The organism is Brucella sp. H1_1004 (assembly GCF_047308065.1).
Taxonomy (GTDB): Bacteria; Pseudomonadota; Alphaproteobacteria; order Rhizobiales; family Rhizobiaceae; genus Brucella; species Brucella pseudogrignonensis_B.
The window spans coordinates 1,406,445-1,423,524 of the sequence record NZ_JAYKZA010000002.1 but is presented as its reverse complement, the minus strand read 5'-3'; the positions used below and the strand labels follow the sequence as shown (position 1 = coordinate 1,423,524).

The following is a 17,080-nucleotide window of genomic DNA, read 5'->3' as shown; positions in this document are numbered from 1 at the left end:
CAAACCCACCCCAAATTCTTTAAAACTTTATAATCAATTAAACGATTCTGGAAATCCAGATTTTCGTATCGATACTCACACAATTACAGAGCTGAACGGCAGTGCTATTTTCTTCAACTCATCACGACGCCATTCAAGCGACCCGCCCATGCCATAGCGTGGGCGTTCGATTGTATGCCCCATTAATATCCGCCGCAGCTCGTCATCAATATTCGCCTCTTTCATGCGATCCTCAAAGGAATGGCGGAACGAATAGATCTTATGGTTTGGCGTTGGAAACAGGCTGTTTTCTTTAAAATATTTATTCAAGGTTGCTGACAGGTCATTCTCGCGGTTCCTGTAGCGTGGGAAACCTTCTTTGTGTTTCTGGAACACAGCCAGCGCCACGCCCACCAATGGCACAATACGCTCCGACGACGAGGTTTTAATCTCACGCGGATCATCCGGATCATCACGCGGCTCAATAGCTATATGCGGCACTTTATGCGACAGGCGGATCGATGAAGGGGACAGGTTTGCCAGTTCACTTGGCCGTGCACCAGTTTCGATAAGCGCCAACACTATACCCCTCGCCTCGTCATTCAGCGTGTCGAGATTGCCCGGCTTCATAATCGTGCTGATCAGCCATTCACGTGGGAACGGCGGACGAGAACGCTTTTTCTTGTTCGAGAAATTCAGGCGCGCAAACGGGTTCTGCTTTCCCTCTTCGCCAATGTAATTAAAATACGCGTCATACAGCACACGCATGTTGCCGATGTCACGATTGCCTGAAGAGGCAGAGTGAGTGATTTTGCCAGCCTTCGGGGCGATCCGTTCCAGCCAATGGCGATAGAGCTTCATCGCGTCATCGCGTGTGATGTCGATCATCGCCTTGTCACTGACGATCTGGATGAAGTTATTCACTGCGCGCAACTTCACTTTCTTCCACTGCGCTTTCTGGACAGTACTTTTATTGACCAGCTCATCGGGAACGATCTCATCACAGTAGATCTCGAATGCCTTGCTGACAGTCACAGGTGGCACAGGGATCATGCCCGCCACACCTTGCGCCAGTTCCTGCGGCATCCTTTGCGTGGCGACCATTTCCAGCCGCGTTACAATCTCTTCCAGCGAAGAATTTGCGGCCATGGCATGCGAGGATCTGTAAGTAAGTCCAAGCGCTTCTATTCGGCGCATAGAAGCCTCATAGCGCGCGCGGGCAGGATCACGCGGCTCATCCATGATCATCGATGCCCAGAGGATATTGTCAGCCTCTTCCATCAAATCACGCTTGGATCTGGCAAGCGCCAGATCGTCCGTCTTCAGCGAAACGCGAATCGTTGGCGCTCGCTCATCGACATGAGAGATATTTCCGGGGACACGACGACGATAATAATAATTGCCAGCCCGCTCGAACAGGAACCGATCTGGGTCCTTTTTGTTCGTAAACCGCCCCATAAACGCACCTCAAAACAGCGTAAAAAACCCACCATGTAGCGCGTTATGTATCACAATTTCGGACAGGCTTGTAAATCTACAATTTTTCAATTGTAGATTTATTGTTTATTTACAATGCTTTAGCTGGTTTTTTATGTGAAAGTTATGGTGCGGATAGAGGGACTCGAACCCCCACGGTCTCCCGCCAGAACCTAAATCTGGTGCGTCTACCAATTTCGCCATATCCGCTTCTGAACCGAAGTGTATTCCACCGAACACACATTATCGTCTCAGGTATTGAACCGCCTCTCGAAAGCGCGCGTCTCTATAACACTCAATTTTCCCGGTTCAAAGGAAAAAAGCCGTTTTGCAAGATTGATTTTCAGCTCTTTCAAGCCGAAGCGCCTTCGTGCTTTCCGCCCCTATATAGCGATCTTATCGCTTTAGCCAAGCTCTTTTTATTCAAAGCCCGATTAATAGAGCGGCTCTTCGTAAAGTTGGGTTCCTTTATCACGCAAAGCTTTGATAACAGCGGTCCCTGCATCATTAACGGCAACCACCGCGGTAATTTCCAAATCACGCTGGCCATCCTCAATTACACGCCCCTCTCCTTCAGGCACATAATATCGCTCTATGCCGTATCGCATAGTGAGTGTGGCATCTGGATAGTCTGAAATCGCATAGGTCGATTCTCCACGAATCTGCACCTCATCCGAGGTGAGGTCCGTAAAAGGTGTGAAAGATGCGCGCGCAACATGCCAAATGCCGCCATCACCAGGCTTCAAAGATACATAAACAGTACGAGAGCCGTCGACAGGCGACCCAATGATCAACTTACGATCAATCGACGCGATGTCATAGCCAAGGATCACATAATCACCACGCATCAGGTCGCGAGGATCAACAGGGCGCGTCTGCAGTACGACCTCATGACCAGAGCGCAGTACAGAGGCGCGTTCCTCAATGCTTGCGTAAAGAATGCCTGTCTGAAGCGCGGCAGCGACAACCGCACCAGCATAAAGCCACTTACTCTTTAATAAGCTCATAGCTTCAACTCCCCTTGGCGCTTTCGTCCGAACCTGTTTTCCATACGGCGGACAAAGGCCGCAAGAAGAAGAACCAGAACACCGGCGATCAGGAAGAAGCCCGACGTGCCGATCATTGAGCCGACGGTTGTAAAAGCCAGATAAAGCACTTCAAATGAAAAAGCCGCGTAAGCAATCGAACGTAAGCTGCCATTATCCCGCCCGCATAATGCGAGCGCACCGACGGCAAGCGCCAGAATGATAATGCCAAAGACAACATCTTGCGTCACGTCTTTGTCGAAGATCGTCGAAAGCATGGTGTCGAGCTGGAGAATACCCAACGCCAGCAATGCAAGCAGCAGCCCGTAAGATGCAAGCGGATGTGCGAAGCGTGTCAGTTTCTGAAGTGGGTCATGTGCGAAAGCATCCGCAAGCATGAAGCCAATGCCAACAATTAACATCATACCGAGAATGAAACGACTCTCGTTCTCAGAATAAAGAAGTGCAGCCCATCCCAAAATAAACAGGCACAATATATGCGCCGCATGTCGAGATTGTGTGAAGCGTGCAGCAATAGCTCCCACCAGAACTAACAAGGGCCCGATCCAGCGATAGCTCAGACTGCCATAATCATTGTCGAAAAAGTAGGTTGAGAGATAAAAGCAAGCGACTGCCGCGCCAAAAGCCGTGAGCACGGAAGAACGAAGAAGGAAGGCCGAGGCAAAAACGCCAACCGCCCAGACGACGGCAGCAGAATGCACATCGCCCGACATATGATACATCTGCCCGACAAGCGCGATACCGGCACCGAATGATGCGGCGGCAATTATATAGAGAGCCTGCGGCAACACAGTATCACCGCGCATCTGCCGCCAGGCACCACCGACATAGCAAACCCATATCAATGCGAAGATCAAGCCGATACGCGCCATGCGCGGCATATCTTGCCAGTTCGCCGCCACCAACATGATGACGGCGGCACCCAGCAAAAGCCCGCCGAGTGTTGCCAGAACCGAACCAAGGCTGAACCGGGGTCCACGTTTTTCAAGGTCAGCGTTCAGCCGCGATGCTGTATCTGCATCGATCAGGCCTTCTTGCTGCCAGCGCGCGACGAGGCGCTCTACTGAAACTGAAAACGACAAAACAACTCCCGAAGAACCTATCCGTTGACGGTATCAACCTACCAAATAGCTGAGAACATATAGGAAACTCACCAGCCAGCAAACAAATACGTTCTAACCCATCACGGCAATTTTGTGCTTCACCAGTCTAATCGATTTAGAGCGCCGTGCGGAGGCCGCAAAGCAGCTATGCAAACTTGGGTCTGCAAGTAGCGAAAACAATGCGTTATATCATGAGCAACAAACAAGATGAATTGATAATCAGTTCCTCAACGATGAAGGAATACCACCATGAACCTTATCCGCTCTTACAGCAATTGGCGCCGTTACCGCGACACAGTCAACGAGCTTAACCAGCTTTCGACTCGCGAACTCAATGATCTTGGCATTTCCCGCGCAGACATCCCATATGTAGCGCGTCAGTCCAAGGGTCGTTAAGTCTAACGGACTTTAAAACGAATTCAAATTTGCTGGGCCTGAATCCTCCTCCCATCAGGCTCGGCTCGTCGCAAAGCACTCCTCCTCCCAAGCTTTGCGATACTATAGGACCGGACTCTCCTCCTCCCAATTCCGGTCTGACAATAATGGCATCCATCGCACCTCCTCCCGCGATGGATGCCATTAGTTTTTCTGGCACCTGTTTACACTACCGCGACGCTCTTCTCCCATTGAAGGCGGCATGCAAAGGAGGTATGGGATTGCCATGTCAAAAGATACAAATCTCTCCCCCGTACATGTCATCGGCGGTGGCCTCGCTGGATCAGAAGCCGCATGGCAGCTTGCGCAAGCTGGCGTGCCAGTTATTCTGCATGAAATGCGCCCCGTTCGCGGCACCGATGCGCACAAGACAGATAATCTTGCAGAACTGGTTTGTTCCAATTCATTCCGCTCGGACGATGCTGAAACAAATGCTGTTGGCGTGCTTCACGCAGAAATGCGCCTTGCGGGATCGCTGATCATGGCCTGCGCCGATGCCAATCAGGTCCCGGCCGGTGGTGCTTTGGCGGTCGATCGCGATGGCTTTTCGCAGGCTGTGACCGCAAAGCTTGAGGCGCATCCGCTGATCACCATTGAACGCGAAGAAATCACTGGTTTGCCGCCAGAAGAATGGGGTCAGGCAATTGTCGCGACTGGCCCTCTGACGGCGCCTTCATTAGCTGAATCTATTCAGGCACAAACCGGTGCGAATGCTTTGGCATTCTTCGACGCCATCGCGCCGATCGTGCATTTTGATTCGATCAATATGGATGTCTGCTGGTTCCAGTCGCGCTACGACAAGGTTGGCCCAGGCGGCACCGGCAAGGATTACATCAACTGCCCTATGGACAAGGAGCAGTATGAGGCTTTCGTTGCGGCCCTCATCGAAGGCGACACGACAGATTTCAAGGAATGGGAAGGTACGCCCTATTTTGATGGCTGTCTGCCAATCGAAGTCATGGCAGAGCGCGGCGCTGAAACTTTGCGCCATGGCCCGATGAAGCCAATGGGCCTCACCAATGAGCACAATCCGACCGTCAAGGCCTATGCTGTCGTGCAGTTGCGTCAGGACAATGCGCTTGGCACGCTTTACAACATGGTCGGTTTTCAAACGAAGCTGAAATACGGTTCACAGACCGGTATCTTCAAGATGATCCCCGGTCTTGAGAACGCAGAATTTGCCCGTCTTGGCGGCTTGCACCGCAATACCTATCTCAATTCGCCAGTGCTGCTCGATAATGTGCTGCGTCTCAAATCACGCGAAAGCGTGCGTTTTGCAGGCCAGATCACCGGTTGCGAAGGCTATGTCGAATCATCTGCCATTGGTCTTCTGGCTGGGCGTTTCACCGCTGCCGAAAAGCTTGGCAAAACACCAGTCGCGCCACCACTCACCACTGCATTTGGTGCGCTGCTCGGCCACATCACTGGCGGTCACATCGTTGCTGATGATGCAGAGCCGGGCAAGCGTTCGTTCCAACCGATGAATGTGAATTTCGGCCTATTCCCGCCAATCGAAGTGCCAAAAACTGAAGGCAAGCGCCTTCGCGGCAAGGAAAAGACGATTGCGAAAAAGCGTGCTTTGTCTGCACGCGCACTGACCGATTTTAAGGAATGGCTGAGCAACAACGCATAGTTCAGAAATAAAATAAAGATCGATGAGATAAGGCGGTTTTCCTTTTCAGAAAACCGCCTTATTCGTTTAAAAACCAGCTCTAAACATCAGCCATTGTTTTCGTATAGCCGAAAGGTCCGCAACCTGATCGGCGGCCTTGCTGCCCAATCGCTCAATGGCATTGAGATAGGCCGGGACAAGCGCCATAGGCAGAAATGCCGGGCCGAGGCTTTTCGGCAAATCTTTCTTTGCCTTATCAAAAATCGACAGATGTTCGCGTGCAAGCGCGATCATCACACTAATAACCCGTTCATGGGCAGATTTGTCGTCATTAGCCAGAATTGCTTCACGCGACACACCAACTGCCTGCAACATATCCGCAGGCACATAAAGCTGTCCGCGACGACGATGAATCGGCAGAAGACGCAGCAGACCAGTAACCGCCTGCGCAACACCTGCGTGGCCAATCGTCTCCGTTTGCGCCTGCGCAGCATTACGATCAAGAATAAGTGTGCCAAGCTGAATCAAAGCAGAAGCGGTTTCTCCGCAATAGCCTTCCAGATCATTCCGGCTTGGCATCGTATCATCATAGAGATCGAAAATACGCGCTTCGCAATAATTATCGAAAGCCATGCGCGGCAGATCATATTTGCTTATCGTCTCGAGCAGTGCTGCTGCCAAAGGATGTGCTTCAGCACTTCCTCGCGCCTCGCCATTGATCAGATCACGCCACCATTGCAGACGCACTTCACCGGGCAATGGCTCATGAACCAGATCGCGAATTCGCGCAATTTCCGCATTGAATGCATAAAGTGCCGCAAGCGCACCCCGCTTTTCTTCCGGCGCATAAAGCACTGAAAGATAACGATCCCGGTCAGCCTCACGCAAAAGCGCCAGGCAATATTCTTCATTCTGGTTCATAAGTTCAGTCTACCGCAAGCAGCGCAGCTGCAACCGCACGATCTTCTGCAAGCAAAACGTTATAGGTGCGCACAGCAGCGCCTGTGCTCATCGGATCAGACGAAATACGATGTTCGCGTAGCATAGCGCGCACATCTTCCGGGATTCGGCGCAAATCTATACCCGTTCCAACAAGCAGAATTTCGATATCATTCGCCTGTTCCAGAATAGCGCCCAGATCTTTGACCGAAATAATGGGCGGTGTGTGCGGCTTCCAGCCATGAATACCGGATGGCAGGCAAAGGATTGAACCGATATGCGACATATCGGCAAAGCGGAATCCGCCATTGCCATAGGCATCAATCGGTGCGCGGCCCGGAAAATGGGCTTCGCGAATTTCTATACCCTTAGCCATGTTTAATTATCCAGATTGAGCGACTGCTCAAGATCATCACTCATTGCATCTCTATCTGCTTCGCGAGGCTTGAGGCCAAACTGAACCAGCAAAGGTGCTGCGATAAAGATCGAAGAGTACGTCGCAACGATAATACCTACGCTAAGCGCCAGTGCGAACATTCGAATATCCGCACCACCAAACATATAGAGCGGAATATGCGCAATGAAAGTCACAAACGCTGTCGGCAGGGTACGCGACAAGGTTTGATTGATCGAGGCATCGATAATTGCGGGCAATGGTGCACTGCTGTAACGGCGCAGATTTTCACGCACGCGGTCATAGATCACGATAGTATCGTTAAGCGAGTAACCGATGATCGTCAGAACCGCAGCCACACTCCATAGATTGAATTCCATGCGGAAGACAATGAACACGCCCGCCAGAATGATAACGTCGTGAAGTGTTGAAAGAACCGCACCGAGCGCCAGCTGCCAGCGGAATCTCACCCATACATAAACAAAGATACCAGCAAGCGACAAGAATAGTGCCAGGAGCCCTGCCTGTGAAAGCTGCTCGGATACTGTCGGGCCAACCACTTCAACACGCTGGAACGAATAGTCCTGCTCGAACTCGCCACGCAGTTTCACTGCAACGGTCTGCTCGGCATCGTCACCCACTTCCTGACTGCCGATGATAACAAGCGCTGAGCGTGGCGACTTTGCAGGCAGCACGCGCGCGCTGTCGATATTCAGCTCGCTCATGCGCTCTTCAATATCTGGCAGATCTGCATCACCGCTGCGCGCCTGCAATTCGACCATTGAACCGCCACGGAAATCAATGCCGTAGTTGAAGCCAATATTGACGAAGAGCGCGACAACTATTGCCGAAGCCAGCACGGAAATCGCAAGCGTCACGAACTGGAGACGCATGAACGGAATATGCGTAACCGTCGGCACCAGTTTCATGCGACGCTTTGGAATTTCCTTCGGCTTTGCAGTTCGCACCCATTGGGCGATCAGCAGACGCGTGAAGGTCAGCGTCGTGAACAATGTCGTCAGAATGCCGATTGTAACGGTGAGTGCAAAGCCATGAACCGGACCGGAGCCCATCAGGAACAGCACGAGTGCAGCAATCATCGTGGTCAAATTGGCGTCAACGATGGTCGAAAGCGCACGGTAGAAGCCCGATTCCATTGCCTGAACAACGGAATAGCCTTTGCGGCGATCCTCGCGTACGCGTTCATAAATCAGAATATTGGCGTCAACCGCCATACCGATAATCAGCACGATACCCGCAACGCTCGCAAGCGTAATGGACGCCCCGATCAGCGATATAACTGCGACGAGAATGACCATATTGACGACTAGCGCGACCATGGCAATCACACCAAGGACGCCATAGGACAGGATCATAAACAGACCGACGAGCAACATTGCGAGCAATGCCGCAGAAACTGCAGCACTCGCATAATCGTCGCCAAGCGCGGATGCAATTGTGCGCTCTTCGAGCACCGTGACAGCCTTAGGCAAAGCACCGGAACGCAGAACAACCGACATATTGTTGGCCGACTGCAAATCGAAAGCGCCGGAAATCTGCAATTCATCGGTATCAAGCGGCTCGTCAACGACAGGTGCGGAAACGACCTGATTATCAACGACGATGGCAAAAGTCTTGTCTTTTACCTGAGCGGTCGCGGCTTCGAGCGCGCTGCGCCCCTTCTCATCCAGTGTCAGAGTGATGACAGGTTCATTGTCATCGCCACCAAGCGTCGCTTTTGCATCGACAACGTCCGCCCCCGTGAAAATTGGCTGTTGTTTTACGAGGTAGCCAACGGGCGGATCGTCAGAAGAATAAATAATCGAGCTATCCGTCGGCGAAGCGCCACCGCGGATAACATCATCGGGCGACATGCTGTCATCGACTGCAAGGAATGAAAGTTCGCCACGAATGCTGAGAATATCTTTTAGAAGCTGGGCGTCGTAGAGGCCCGGAACTTCAACGCGAATACGATTGCGGCCTTCTTCATCAACAATCGGGTTGCCGTAACCCAATTCCTCAAGTCGCTGACGCATAACGTCTTTTGTGCGGTCGACATCGCCTCGGCCAGGATTCTGTACCTGAAGCACAAGGCGTGAACCACCCGACAGATCAAGCCCGAGTGCGACCTGTTTGGTCGGCAGAAAGCCCGGCAGATTAGCCAGAGTTTCACGCGAGAAAAAATTAGGCGATGCAATGATGAAGCTGGCGATAATTGCCAACCAGATCAGAGCCGATTTCCAACGTGAAAAATATAGCATCGGGCTGCAATTCCGTTTCGGCTGGAAGAACTTAAACCGGATGCATAATGCAGCCGGTTTTGTGGGAAGCGTGCGCTTTACACAGGCCTCACAATAATGAACAGGCCCCGGTTAGGGAATCCTTACCGGGGCCTGTTCAAATCAAAAATTACTTATTCTTGTTATCAGCGACTGGTTCGCCCTTAACGCGCACTTCCGAAAGAGCGCTGCGCAGAACGCGAATCTTCACGCCTTCAGCAATTTCAACGTCAAGTTCACCATCGTCGTGGACCTTCTGGACCTTACCGACAATGCCGCCACCAGTTACAACTGTATCACCGCGACGAACGGCTGCGAGCATTTCCTGACGCTTCTTCATCTGGGTCCGCTGTGGACGAATGATGAGGAAATACATGATAACGAAAATCAGGACGAAAGGCAAAATGCTCATGAGCATATCTGGCCCCATAGCGCCACCGGAAGCCTGAGCATAAGCTGGTGTTACGAACATTAGTTACTCCTCTGGAAGTCTCAAAAGACAAATTCTTAATGGCATTACAATGGTTAGTGCGCCAATTGCAACCGACGATGGCTTCATGCAGCCATAGCCACACACTTTTCCTGCAGGTTGTTGCATGTTAAGCCATCATCCTCACCATCTGAGGGCATGGAATGACGACCGAAAATATATTAAGCCAGAAACTCGACCGCCTGATCGCGGCCCTGGAACGCATTGCGCCACCGCAGCCAGCAACACCTGATCTTGAATCTGCAGATTGTTTTGTCTGGGCGCCTGAGCGTCTGACGCTTGATGCGGTGAAGCGTGTCAATCGCGTCGATATTGGACTTATCCGTGGCGTCGATCTCGTGCGTGATCAGCTTGTCGATAATACGCGCCGCTTTGCAAAAGGTTATCCGGCTAATAATGTGCTTCTTTGGGGTGCACGCGGCATGGGCAAATCATCGCTCGTCAAGGCAGCACAAGCCAGCGTCAATGCGGAACAGGCCGATAAGCTTCCGCTGAAACTCGTTGAAATTCATCGTGAAGATATCGACAGCCTCCCTGCCCTGATGAACCTCATCAAGGAAACGCCCTATCGCTTCATTCTGTTCTGCGATGATCTGTCATTCGATCACGATGATACATCATACAAGTCGCTCAAAGCCGCACTTGAAGGTGGTGTGGAAGGTCGTCCGGACAATGTGATTTTCTATGCGACGTCCAATCGTCGTCACCTGATGCCGCGTGACATGATCGATAATGAACGTTCAACGGCGGTCAATCCATCGGAAGCGATTGAAGAAAAAGTGTCGCTGTCTGACCGCTTCGGCCTGTGGCTAGGCTTCCACAAATGTAATCAGGAAGATTATCTGGCGATGGTCGATGGCTATGCTGCCAATTACCAATTGGATTACGATCCAAAGCTACTGCATGCAGAAGCATTGACGTGGTCAACCACACGCGGCAATCGCTCCGGTCGTGTTGCCTGGCAATATATTCAGGATCTGGCTGGCCGACTTGGTAAGGCGATATAAAGCGCATCCCGAAAAGTGTGAGACGTTTTTCGGTCAAGATGCGGTTTAAGAAAAGCCCAATGAAAAAGGCGGGGGTGACACCCGCCTTTCTTAATTCCTTGATCGAATTTCACCTATGATTCCAGATATTTGGAAGGATTGACCGGCGACGAGTTCTTGCGCACTTCAAAGTGCAGCTTTGGCGATTTCGCGTTGCCGCTCATGCCCGACTTTGCAATATCTTCACCGCGACGAACCTTTTGGCCGCGCTGTACGAGGATTTGGCTGTTGTGTCCGTAAACAGTCACAAGGCCATTATCGTGGCGGATCAACACCGTCTGTCCGAATTCCTTCAGACCATCGCCGGAATAGATAACGACGCCATTTTCAGCAGCTTTTACAGGAGTGCCTTCCGGCACCATGATGTCGATACCGTCGTTAACGGAAGTGCCGTCACGCTGACCGAAGCTTGCGAGAACGCGACCGCGAACCGGCCAGCGCATCTGCGAAATCCCGGTCGAAGATGGTGCTGCGGACTGATCCTTTTCAGCATCTTCGATAACCTTATTGCTCGCTGATGGAGGCGTGTAAGGCTTGACGTTGGACGCTTCATTCGGCGCGACCGAAGCAGTCTGTACAGGTGCCGCAACGGCTGGCTTAACTGGTTGCGGCGATACGGCTGCTACCTGTGTCGCAGCACCCGCTGCAGCGGATGGAATAACAAGATTCTGGCCTACACGGATTGCACCGTTTGAGAGGCCATTTGCCTGCTTCAACTGTTCAACTGGTACATTGTGCTTCTGCGCAATCGAGAAAAGCGAATCACCTGATTTGACAGCATAGCCACCCGCAGCGGCTGCAGCGACCGGTGCTGCAACATGACCGGCAGCAGGAATTGGCGCGCCACTTGCAGTTGCTGGCAATTGCCCGAGAACTTTCGATTTCGCGTTAGTGGCTGCATTGTTTGCAGCACCGGCAGCGCTCGCGACCTGCGTTCCGGCATTGTTGACATGGCTCGTTGCCACGTCACGCGTCTGGTTCACCTGATTTTGTGCCTGCGTTGCAGCAGCAGCAACTGGTGCCGAAGACACTGGTGGCAGACTGTTGCGCTGAACCGAACCACTTGAAACAGGTGGCGCCGCGGCTATCGGTGCAGATGCGTAAACATCATTAGCCGGCTGCTGCTGAACAACACGCTGATTAGGCGTGGAACCGGTAAACATGCCATCGGTAAAGCGCATTGTGTCGGCGCTACACCCTGCACCAAATCCGGCAATCAAAACGATCGCTGCATTTCGCAGGAGACGTTCAGACGTATGCTGCAATATTGGAAAACGCATGATCAACTCGCCCAACTCTAGAACTCACTTGGACTCATTAAAACGCGTTAATGTTACTCGCTGGTTAAGAATGGACATTTCTTATAAAAAATATTCACCAATTAGACACCATACGTGCACAAAAACACCACACCATACGGAGCTATAGGCTGCAAAAGCCGAATTTTGCCCGGATTAAGTAGCGAGCAAATTTCTTACAATACCGAGGAAACGCCTTCAATAAATGGCTGATAACGAACAGGCATAATATTGGCCTGTTCAAAACGGCTACCAACTTTCGCAATGCGCGTAACCATCTGCACGTCATCGCCCGGGCCGACTGGTGCTACCAGAACGCCATGCGTTGCAAGAAGCTCCACGAAATGACGCGGAATATCTTCGCACGCTAACCAGATTATGATTCGGTCAAATGGTCCACCCGGCATGCCATGGCGACCGTCAGCATGTTTGACCATGATGTTTTCGCGCTTAAGCGTGACAAACTGCTGCAAGGCACGGTCGCAAAGCTTGCGATAACGCTCAACAGTTGTCACACGGCCAGACAACATCGACATAACCGCTGCGGTGAAACCAGACCCCGTGCCGATTTCCAAAACGCGATGTCCCGGCTCGAGATCAAGCGCTGCGATAACGCGTGCCTGATCATCGATGCCTTCAATATATTCGCCACAATCAAGCGGCGCTGTACGCTGGCTGTAAGCAAGATGCGACCACGCAGAGCCCATAAAGCTCTGACGTGGCGTTGCTTCAATTGCACCAAAAAGGCGGGCATCATTGATGCCGCGCGCCCTCATGCGCATAACGAAGGATGCAAATCCCTCCCTGTCCGAAAGCTGCGGGCGTTCAGACACAGCCTGATTCATGCTTCAACCCCGAGTGCTTCAACACCAAGTGCTTTGCTTAGATCTGCACGAACCTTCTGCGCGGTGAGATCAAGATGAAGTGGTGTAACAGAAATAAAATCACCCTTGATCGCGGCAACATCACTGTCCACCGCAACCTCGGCCTTCGTCCGTCCAAATTGCAGCCAGAAATAAGGGAAGCCACGACCATCACGGCGCTCATCAAGCCTCGCATCATGGCTGAGTTTACCTTGTGCGGTGACGCGTGTGCCTTTAACTTCATCAGGCGCGCAATTGGGGAAGTTCAGATTGATCAAAACGCCTTCAGGCCAACCTGCTTCGACGAGTTTTTTGATCAGTTCAGGCGCATGCGTTTCTGCAGTTTCCCAAGGGAGAACACGACGGCCATCATCGTAATCATACTCCTGCGAGAGCGCAATTGCCTTCACGCCGAGAAGTGTGCCTTCCATAGCGCCCGCAACAGTACCGGAGTAAGTCACATCGTCAGCCATGTTCGCACCGGAATTGACGCCCGACAGGATAAGGTCGGGCGCTCCCGGCAGTACATGACGCACGCCCATAATAACGCAATCGGTCGGTGTGCCGCGCAGTGCAAAATGACGTTCATCGATCTGGCGCAGACGAAGCGGCTCTGACAGTGTAAGCGAATGCGCAAGACCGCTCTGGTCTGTTTCAGGAGCGACAACCCAGACATCATCTGAGAGCTTGCGTGCGATACGCTCCAGAACTGCGAGGCCTTCAGCGTGGATACCATCATCGTTCGTCAGCAAAATTCGCACGTCTTCACTCCTTCATTCAGATCATAAGATTTAACTACGCGGCTTTCTCGATGCGCGTAAGGCCGCCCATGTATGGCTGTAATGCTTCAGGAATATGAATGCTGCCGTCTTCTTGCTGATAATTTTCCATAACAGCAATTAATGCGCGGCCAACAGCGACGCCCGAACCGTTGAGCGTGTGCACAAAGCGCGTCGCTTTTTCCGCTTCCGGACGATAGCGCGCATTCATGCGACGGCCCTGGAAGTCACCACAAACCGAGCAGCTCGAGATTTCGCGATAAGCATTCTGGCCCGGCATCCACACTTCGATATCGTAGGTCTTCTGCGCGCCAAAGCCCATGTCGCCGGTGCAAAGCACAACCGTGCGGAACGGCAGGCCAAGGCGTTTCAGCACTTCTTCTGCACAAGCGGTCATGCGTTCATGTTCCGCAGCCGAGCTGTCTGCATCGGTGATCGAAACCATTTCCACTTTGAGGAACTGATGCTGGCGCAGCATGCCGCGTGTATCACGGCCGGCAGAACCCGCTTCCGAGCGGAAACATGGCGTCAATGCTGTATAACGCTGCGGCAGGGTTTTCACGTCAACGATTTCATCCGCAACCAGATTGGTCAGCGGCACTTCTGCCGTTGGAATGAGCCAACGACCATCCGTCGTGCGGAAAAGATCTTCGGTGAATTTCGGCAACTGACCCGTGCCATAAACAGCTTCGTCACGCACCATCAGCGGCGGCATGGTTTCCACGTAGCCGTGCTCAGTGGTGTGCAGATCAAGCATGAATTGGCCAAGTGCACGCTCAAGACGCGCAAGTGGTCCTTTGAGAACCGTAAAGCGCGAGCCTGCAATTTTTGCGGCACGTTCAAAATCCATGAAGCCAAGCGCTTCACCAAGCTCATAATGTTCTTTTGGTGTGAACGAAAAATTACGCTGATTTCCGATGCGACGGATTTCGACGTTGCCTGCCTCGTCTTCGCCAAGCGGCACATCATCCGCTGGAACATTTGGAAGCGTGGAAAGCGCGTCATTGAGTTCTCTGATCAGACGACGTTCGGTTTCTTCGGCTTCCGTCAAAAAAGCCTTCAGCTCGCCAACTTCCGCCTTCAGTCGATCAGCGGTTTCAGCGTCTTTCTCGGCCATAGCCTTGCCGATTTCTTTAGAAGCGGCATTGCGGCGTTCCTGAGCAGCCTGAACCTTGCCGACATGCTCACGGCGCTTTTCATCCAGCGCGATCAGTTCGGACGAGCGCGACTCTGATCCGCGCTTGGCAAGCGCCTTATCAAGAGCTTCAGGGTTTTCGCGAATCCATTTGATGTCGAGCATGGGAAAAGCCGTTTCGTGTAATTTAACAAGAGAGAGGCTGCGATCATGCAGCCTCTGTTTAACATAAGTCCAGATCAGGAAGTTGGGGCGCTGTCCTCGGCGTCAGCCTCGTCTTTCGCTTCTTTCCGCTGCTTCTCGATCATTCGGGCCAATATGATAGAAATCTCGTAGAGAAGGATCGTTGGTATGGCAAGACCGATCTGGCTTGCCGGGTCTGGCGGTGTCAAAACCGCGGCAACCACGAAGGCAATCACAATCGCATATTTGCGCTTGTCTCTCAGTCCTTCGGATGTCAGCAAACCTGCCCGCGTCAGAAGACTTGTAACGACTGGCAACTGGAAAACCAGACCAAAGGCAAAAATGAGCGTCATGATGAGGCTCAGATATTCAGAGACCTTTGGCAGAAGCGAAATCTGCACTTCACCGTTTCCACCCGACTGCTGCATGGCGAGGAAGAACCACATCACCATCGGTGTAAAGAAGAAATAAACCAGTGCGCCGCCAATCAGAAACAGAATCGGCGAAGCAATGAGGAACGGCAAAAATGCCATGCGCTCATGCTTATAAAGACCAGGGGCGACGAACTTATAAATCTGCGCCGCGATGATCGGGAATGCCAGCACAATGCCGCCAAACATGGCGACTTTCACCTGTGTGAAGAAGAATTCCTGTGGTGCTGTATAGATCAATTCCGCTTTCGAGCGATCCATACCTGCCCAGTCGATTGCCCATTGATAAGGAACGACAAGCAAGTTGAAGAGATGCTTCGCAAAAGCAAAACAGAAAACAAAAGCGACAAAGAACGCCAAAATCGCCCAGATCAGGCGACGGCGCAGTTCAATCAGATGTTCGAGCAGAGGTGCGGCGCTCTGTTCAATTTCGGCCTCATCCCGTTTCACGCTTTGCTTCCTGTCTTGTCAGTCGTCTTTTTTGTGGTCTTTTTAGCAGGAGCGACAACCTTTCTGGTCGTAGCTTTTGGCACAGCTGGTTTCTTCGCGGCAGCGACTGTCGCGGGCTTAGTCGCAGCAGGCTTTGCAACTGTTTCGGATTTAGCAACAACAGCCTTCGGTTTAGCTGCTCTTGGCTTTGCCTTAACCGGCGTTTCCGCAACAGGCGTTTCTACTGCCGCAGCTGGAGCAGCCTTCTTGCGTGGTGCCTTTGGCTTAGCAACCGGCTTTTCGACCGGACCTTCAACAGGAACCGTTGCGCCATTTGGCTCAACAGGCGTCGTCACTTCTGAAAATTTTTCAGGCTCAGCCGGTGACATGGATGTCGTCGACTGGAGACCAGCCCGAATATCCTCTCCAGCACTACGAATCGGGTCGAAGACCTGCGTAAGCTTCGAGCGCGGATCAAGCTTGCGTGCTTCATCGACAATGTTCTTCACATCTTCAAGTTCGGCCTCTTTCAAAGCTTCATTGAACTGATTGCGAAATTCATTGGCCGTACTTCGCATCCGCGCTGTTGCTTTGCCGAAAGCTCTGAGCATCTTCGGCAAATCCTTAGGCCCAACCACCACGATCATCACGATCGCGATAATCAGCAGTTCAGACCAACCGATATCCAACATATTTGATACTCCGCGCTTTTGCGCGCGCCTTGTATTTCGGCGGAAAACCGCATTTCAAATCACAAATTGACCTCTATGGAGGCTACTCGCGATCAGCTTGGATTTTTTATTTATGCTGCGCACCCTATTGCACGCAGCCAAAGCAGATCACATCAGGACTTTGTCGTCTTCTTGACATCCTTAACGGTATCGTCAGCGCGCGCATCAATTGTTCGTGCATCAGCCTTAGCATCCTCCTTCGCAGCGTCTTCTTCAGACATGCCCTGCTTGAAGTTCTTGATGCCCTTGGCAACATCGCCCATCAGTTCAGGAATTTTGCCACGACCGAACAGAAGCAGCACAACCGCGAGAACGATCAGCCAGTGCCAAATTGAAAAGCTACCCATTTTATTCCTCTCAATGCCGTGATCCACGGCGTATTTCTGTATTGCTGATTACGATTTAAGCGTTTTCAACAAATCTTTCAAACAG

General features: G+C 52.0%; 17 protein-coding genes and 1 tRNA gene. 3 read left to right on the top strand and 15 right to left on the bottom strand.

The genetic code is table 11. The features are described from left to right. Positions 1-75 precede the first annotated feature (75 nt). From U2P60_RS14185 to U2P60_RS14170, 4 genes are all read right to left on the bottom strand, one after another. Positions 76-1,437, bottom strand: coding sequence for a DUF6538 domain-containing protein (locus tag U2P60_RS14185; protein ID WP_413573091.1), 1,362 nt, complete (start codon positions 1,435-1,437; stop codon positions 76-78). A 145-nt stretch (positions 1,438-1,582) separates the two neighbouring features. Beyond that, positions 1,583-1,665: transfer RNA gene (locus U2P60_RS14180), tRNA-Leu, on the bottom strand. 224 nt (positions 1,666-1,889) lie between these two features. Further along, positions 1,890-2,462 carry a GDYXXLXY domain-containing protein gene (locus tag U2P60_RS14175; RefSeq protein ID WP_413573090.1) on the bottom strand — a complete coding sequence of 191 codons (573 nt, stop codon included), beginning with the start codon at positions 2,460-2,462 and terminating at the stop codon, positions 1,890-1,892. Continuing rightward, positions 2,459-3,583, bottom strand: a complete 1,125-nt coding sequence (locus U2P60_RS14170; protein WP_413573089.1) for a DUF2157 domain-containing protein — start codon at positions 3,581-3,583, stop codon at positions 2,459-2,461. The genes U2P60_RS14175 and U2P60_RS14170 overlap by 4 nt, the downstream gene beginning before the upstream one ends. A gap of 270 nt (positions 3,584-3,853) precedes the next feature. Between U2P60_RS14170 and U2P60_RS14165 the strand changes: the two genes are divergently transcribed. After that, complete coding sequence (locus U2P60_RS14165; RefSeq protein ID WP_250039747.1) at positions 3,854-4,000, top strand: DUF1127 domain-containing protein; 147 nt, start codon at positions 3,854-3,856, stop codon at positions 3,998-4,000. A 265-nt stretch (positions 4,001-4,265) separates the two neighbouring features. Next, positions 4,266-5,672, top strand: a complete 1,407-nt coding sequence (trmFO, locus tag U2P60_RS14160; RefSeq protein ID WP_413573088.1) for a methylenetetrahydrofolate--tRNA-(uracil(54)-C(5))-methyltransferase (FADH(2)-oxidizing) TrmFO — start codon at positions 4,266-4,268, stop codon at positions 5,670-5,672. A 66-nt stretch (positions 5,673-5,738) separates the two neighbouring features. Here the strand turns inward: trmFO and U2P60_RS14155 are convergent, their stop codons facing one another. From U2P60_RS14155 to yajC, 4 genes are all read right to left on the bottom strand, one after another. Continuing rightward, complete coding sequence (locus U2P60_RS14155) at positions 5,739-6,572, bottom strand: phytoene/squalene synthase family protein (protein ID WP_413573087.1); 834 nt, start codon at positions 6,570-6,572, stop codon at positions 5,739-5,741. Positions 6,573-6,576: 4 nt separating this feature from the next. Next, complete coding sequence (locus tag U2P60_RS14150; protein WP_413573086.1) at positions 6,577-6,966, bottom strand: Mth938-like domain-containing protein; 390 nt, start codon at positions 6,964-6,966, stop codon at positions 6,577-6,579. A 2-nt stretch (positions 6,967-6,968) separates the two neighbouring features. Beyond that, positions 6,969-9,287 carry a protein translocase subunit SecDF gene (gene secDF / locus U2P60_RS14145; protein ID WP_413573801.1) on the bottom strand — a complete coding sequence of 773 codons (2,319 nt, stop codon included), beginning with the start codon at positions 9,285-9,287 and terminating at the stop codon, positions 6,969-6,971. Between the two features lie 106 nt (positions 9,288-9,393). Beyond that, on the bottom strand, positions 9,394-9,735 hold the full coding sequence (gene yajC / locus U2P60_RS14140; RefSeq protein ID WP_250039739.1) for a preprotein translocase subunit YajC: 342 nt from the start codon (positions 9,733-9,735) through the stop codon (positions 9,394-9,396). Positions 9,736-9,896: 161 nt separating this feature from the next. On the opposite strand from yajC, the gene U2P60_RS14135 reads away from it, so the two are divergent. After that, a complete protein-coding gene (locus U2P60_RS14135) occupies positions 9,897-10,760 on the top strand; it encodes an ATP-binding protein (protein ID WP_310010332.1) in 864 nt (287 codons plus the stop codon). A gap of 113 nt (positions 10,761-10,873) precedes the next feature. On the opposite strand, the gene dipM is transcribed toward U2P60_RS14135, so the two are convergent. From dipM to U2P60_RS14100, 7 genes are all read right to left on the bottom strand, one after another. Continuing rightward, positions 10,874-12,094 (bottom strand): cell division endopeptidase DipM, encoded by a 1,221-nt coding sequence (dipM, locus tag U2P60_RS14130; protein WP_413573085.1) that lies wholly within the window; start codon positions 12,092-12,094, stop codon positions 10,874-10,876. Positions 12,095-12,273: 179 nt separating this feature from the next. Beyond that, positions 12,274-12,942, bottom strand: a complete 669-nt coding sequence (locus U2P60_RS14125) for a protein-L-isoaspartate(D-aspartate) O-methyltransferase (RefSeq protein WP_413573084.1) — start codon at positions 12,940-12,942, stop codon at positions 12,274-12,276. Then, a complete protein-coding gene (gene surE / locus U2P60_RS14120; protein WP_413573083.1) occupies positions 12,939-13,721 on the bottom strand; it encodes a 5'/3'-nucleotidase SurE in 783 nt (260 codons plus the stop codon). The genes U2P60_RS14125 and surE overlap by 4 nt, the downstream gene beginning before the upstream one ends. A gap of 34 nt (positions 13,722-13,755) precedes the next feature. After that, positions 13,756-15,039, bottom strand: a complete 1,284-nt coding sequence (serS, locus tag U2P60_RS14115; RefSeq protein WP_413573082.1) for a serine--tRNA ligase — start codon at positions 15,037-15,039, stop codon at positions 13,756-13,758. Between the two features lie 74 nt (positions 15,040-15,113). Beyond that, positions 15,114-15,938, bottom strand: a complete 825-nt coding sequence (tatC, locus tag U2P60_RS14110; protein ID WP_250039728.1) for a twin-arginine translocase subunit TatC — start codon at positions 15,936-15,938, stop codon at positions 15,114-15,116. After that, the gene (gene tatB, locus U2P60_RS14105; RefSeq protein WP_313828431.1) at positions 15,935-16,609 is read right to left on the bottom strand and encodes a Sec-independent protein translocase protein TatB; all 675 of its coding nucleotides are present in this window, start codon (positions 16,607-16,609) and stop codon (positions 15,935-15,937) included. The genes tatC and tatB overlap by 4 nt, the downstream gene beginning before the upstream one ends. Positions 16,610-16,761: 152 nt before the next feature. Next, a complete protein-coding gene (locus U2P60_RS14100; RefSeq protein ID WP_250039724.1) occupies positions 16,762-16,995 on the bottom strand; it encodes a twin-arginine translocase TatA/TatE family subunit in 234 nt (77 codons plus the stop codon). Between the last annotated feature and the right edge of the window lie 85 nt (positions 16,996-17,080).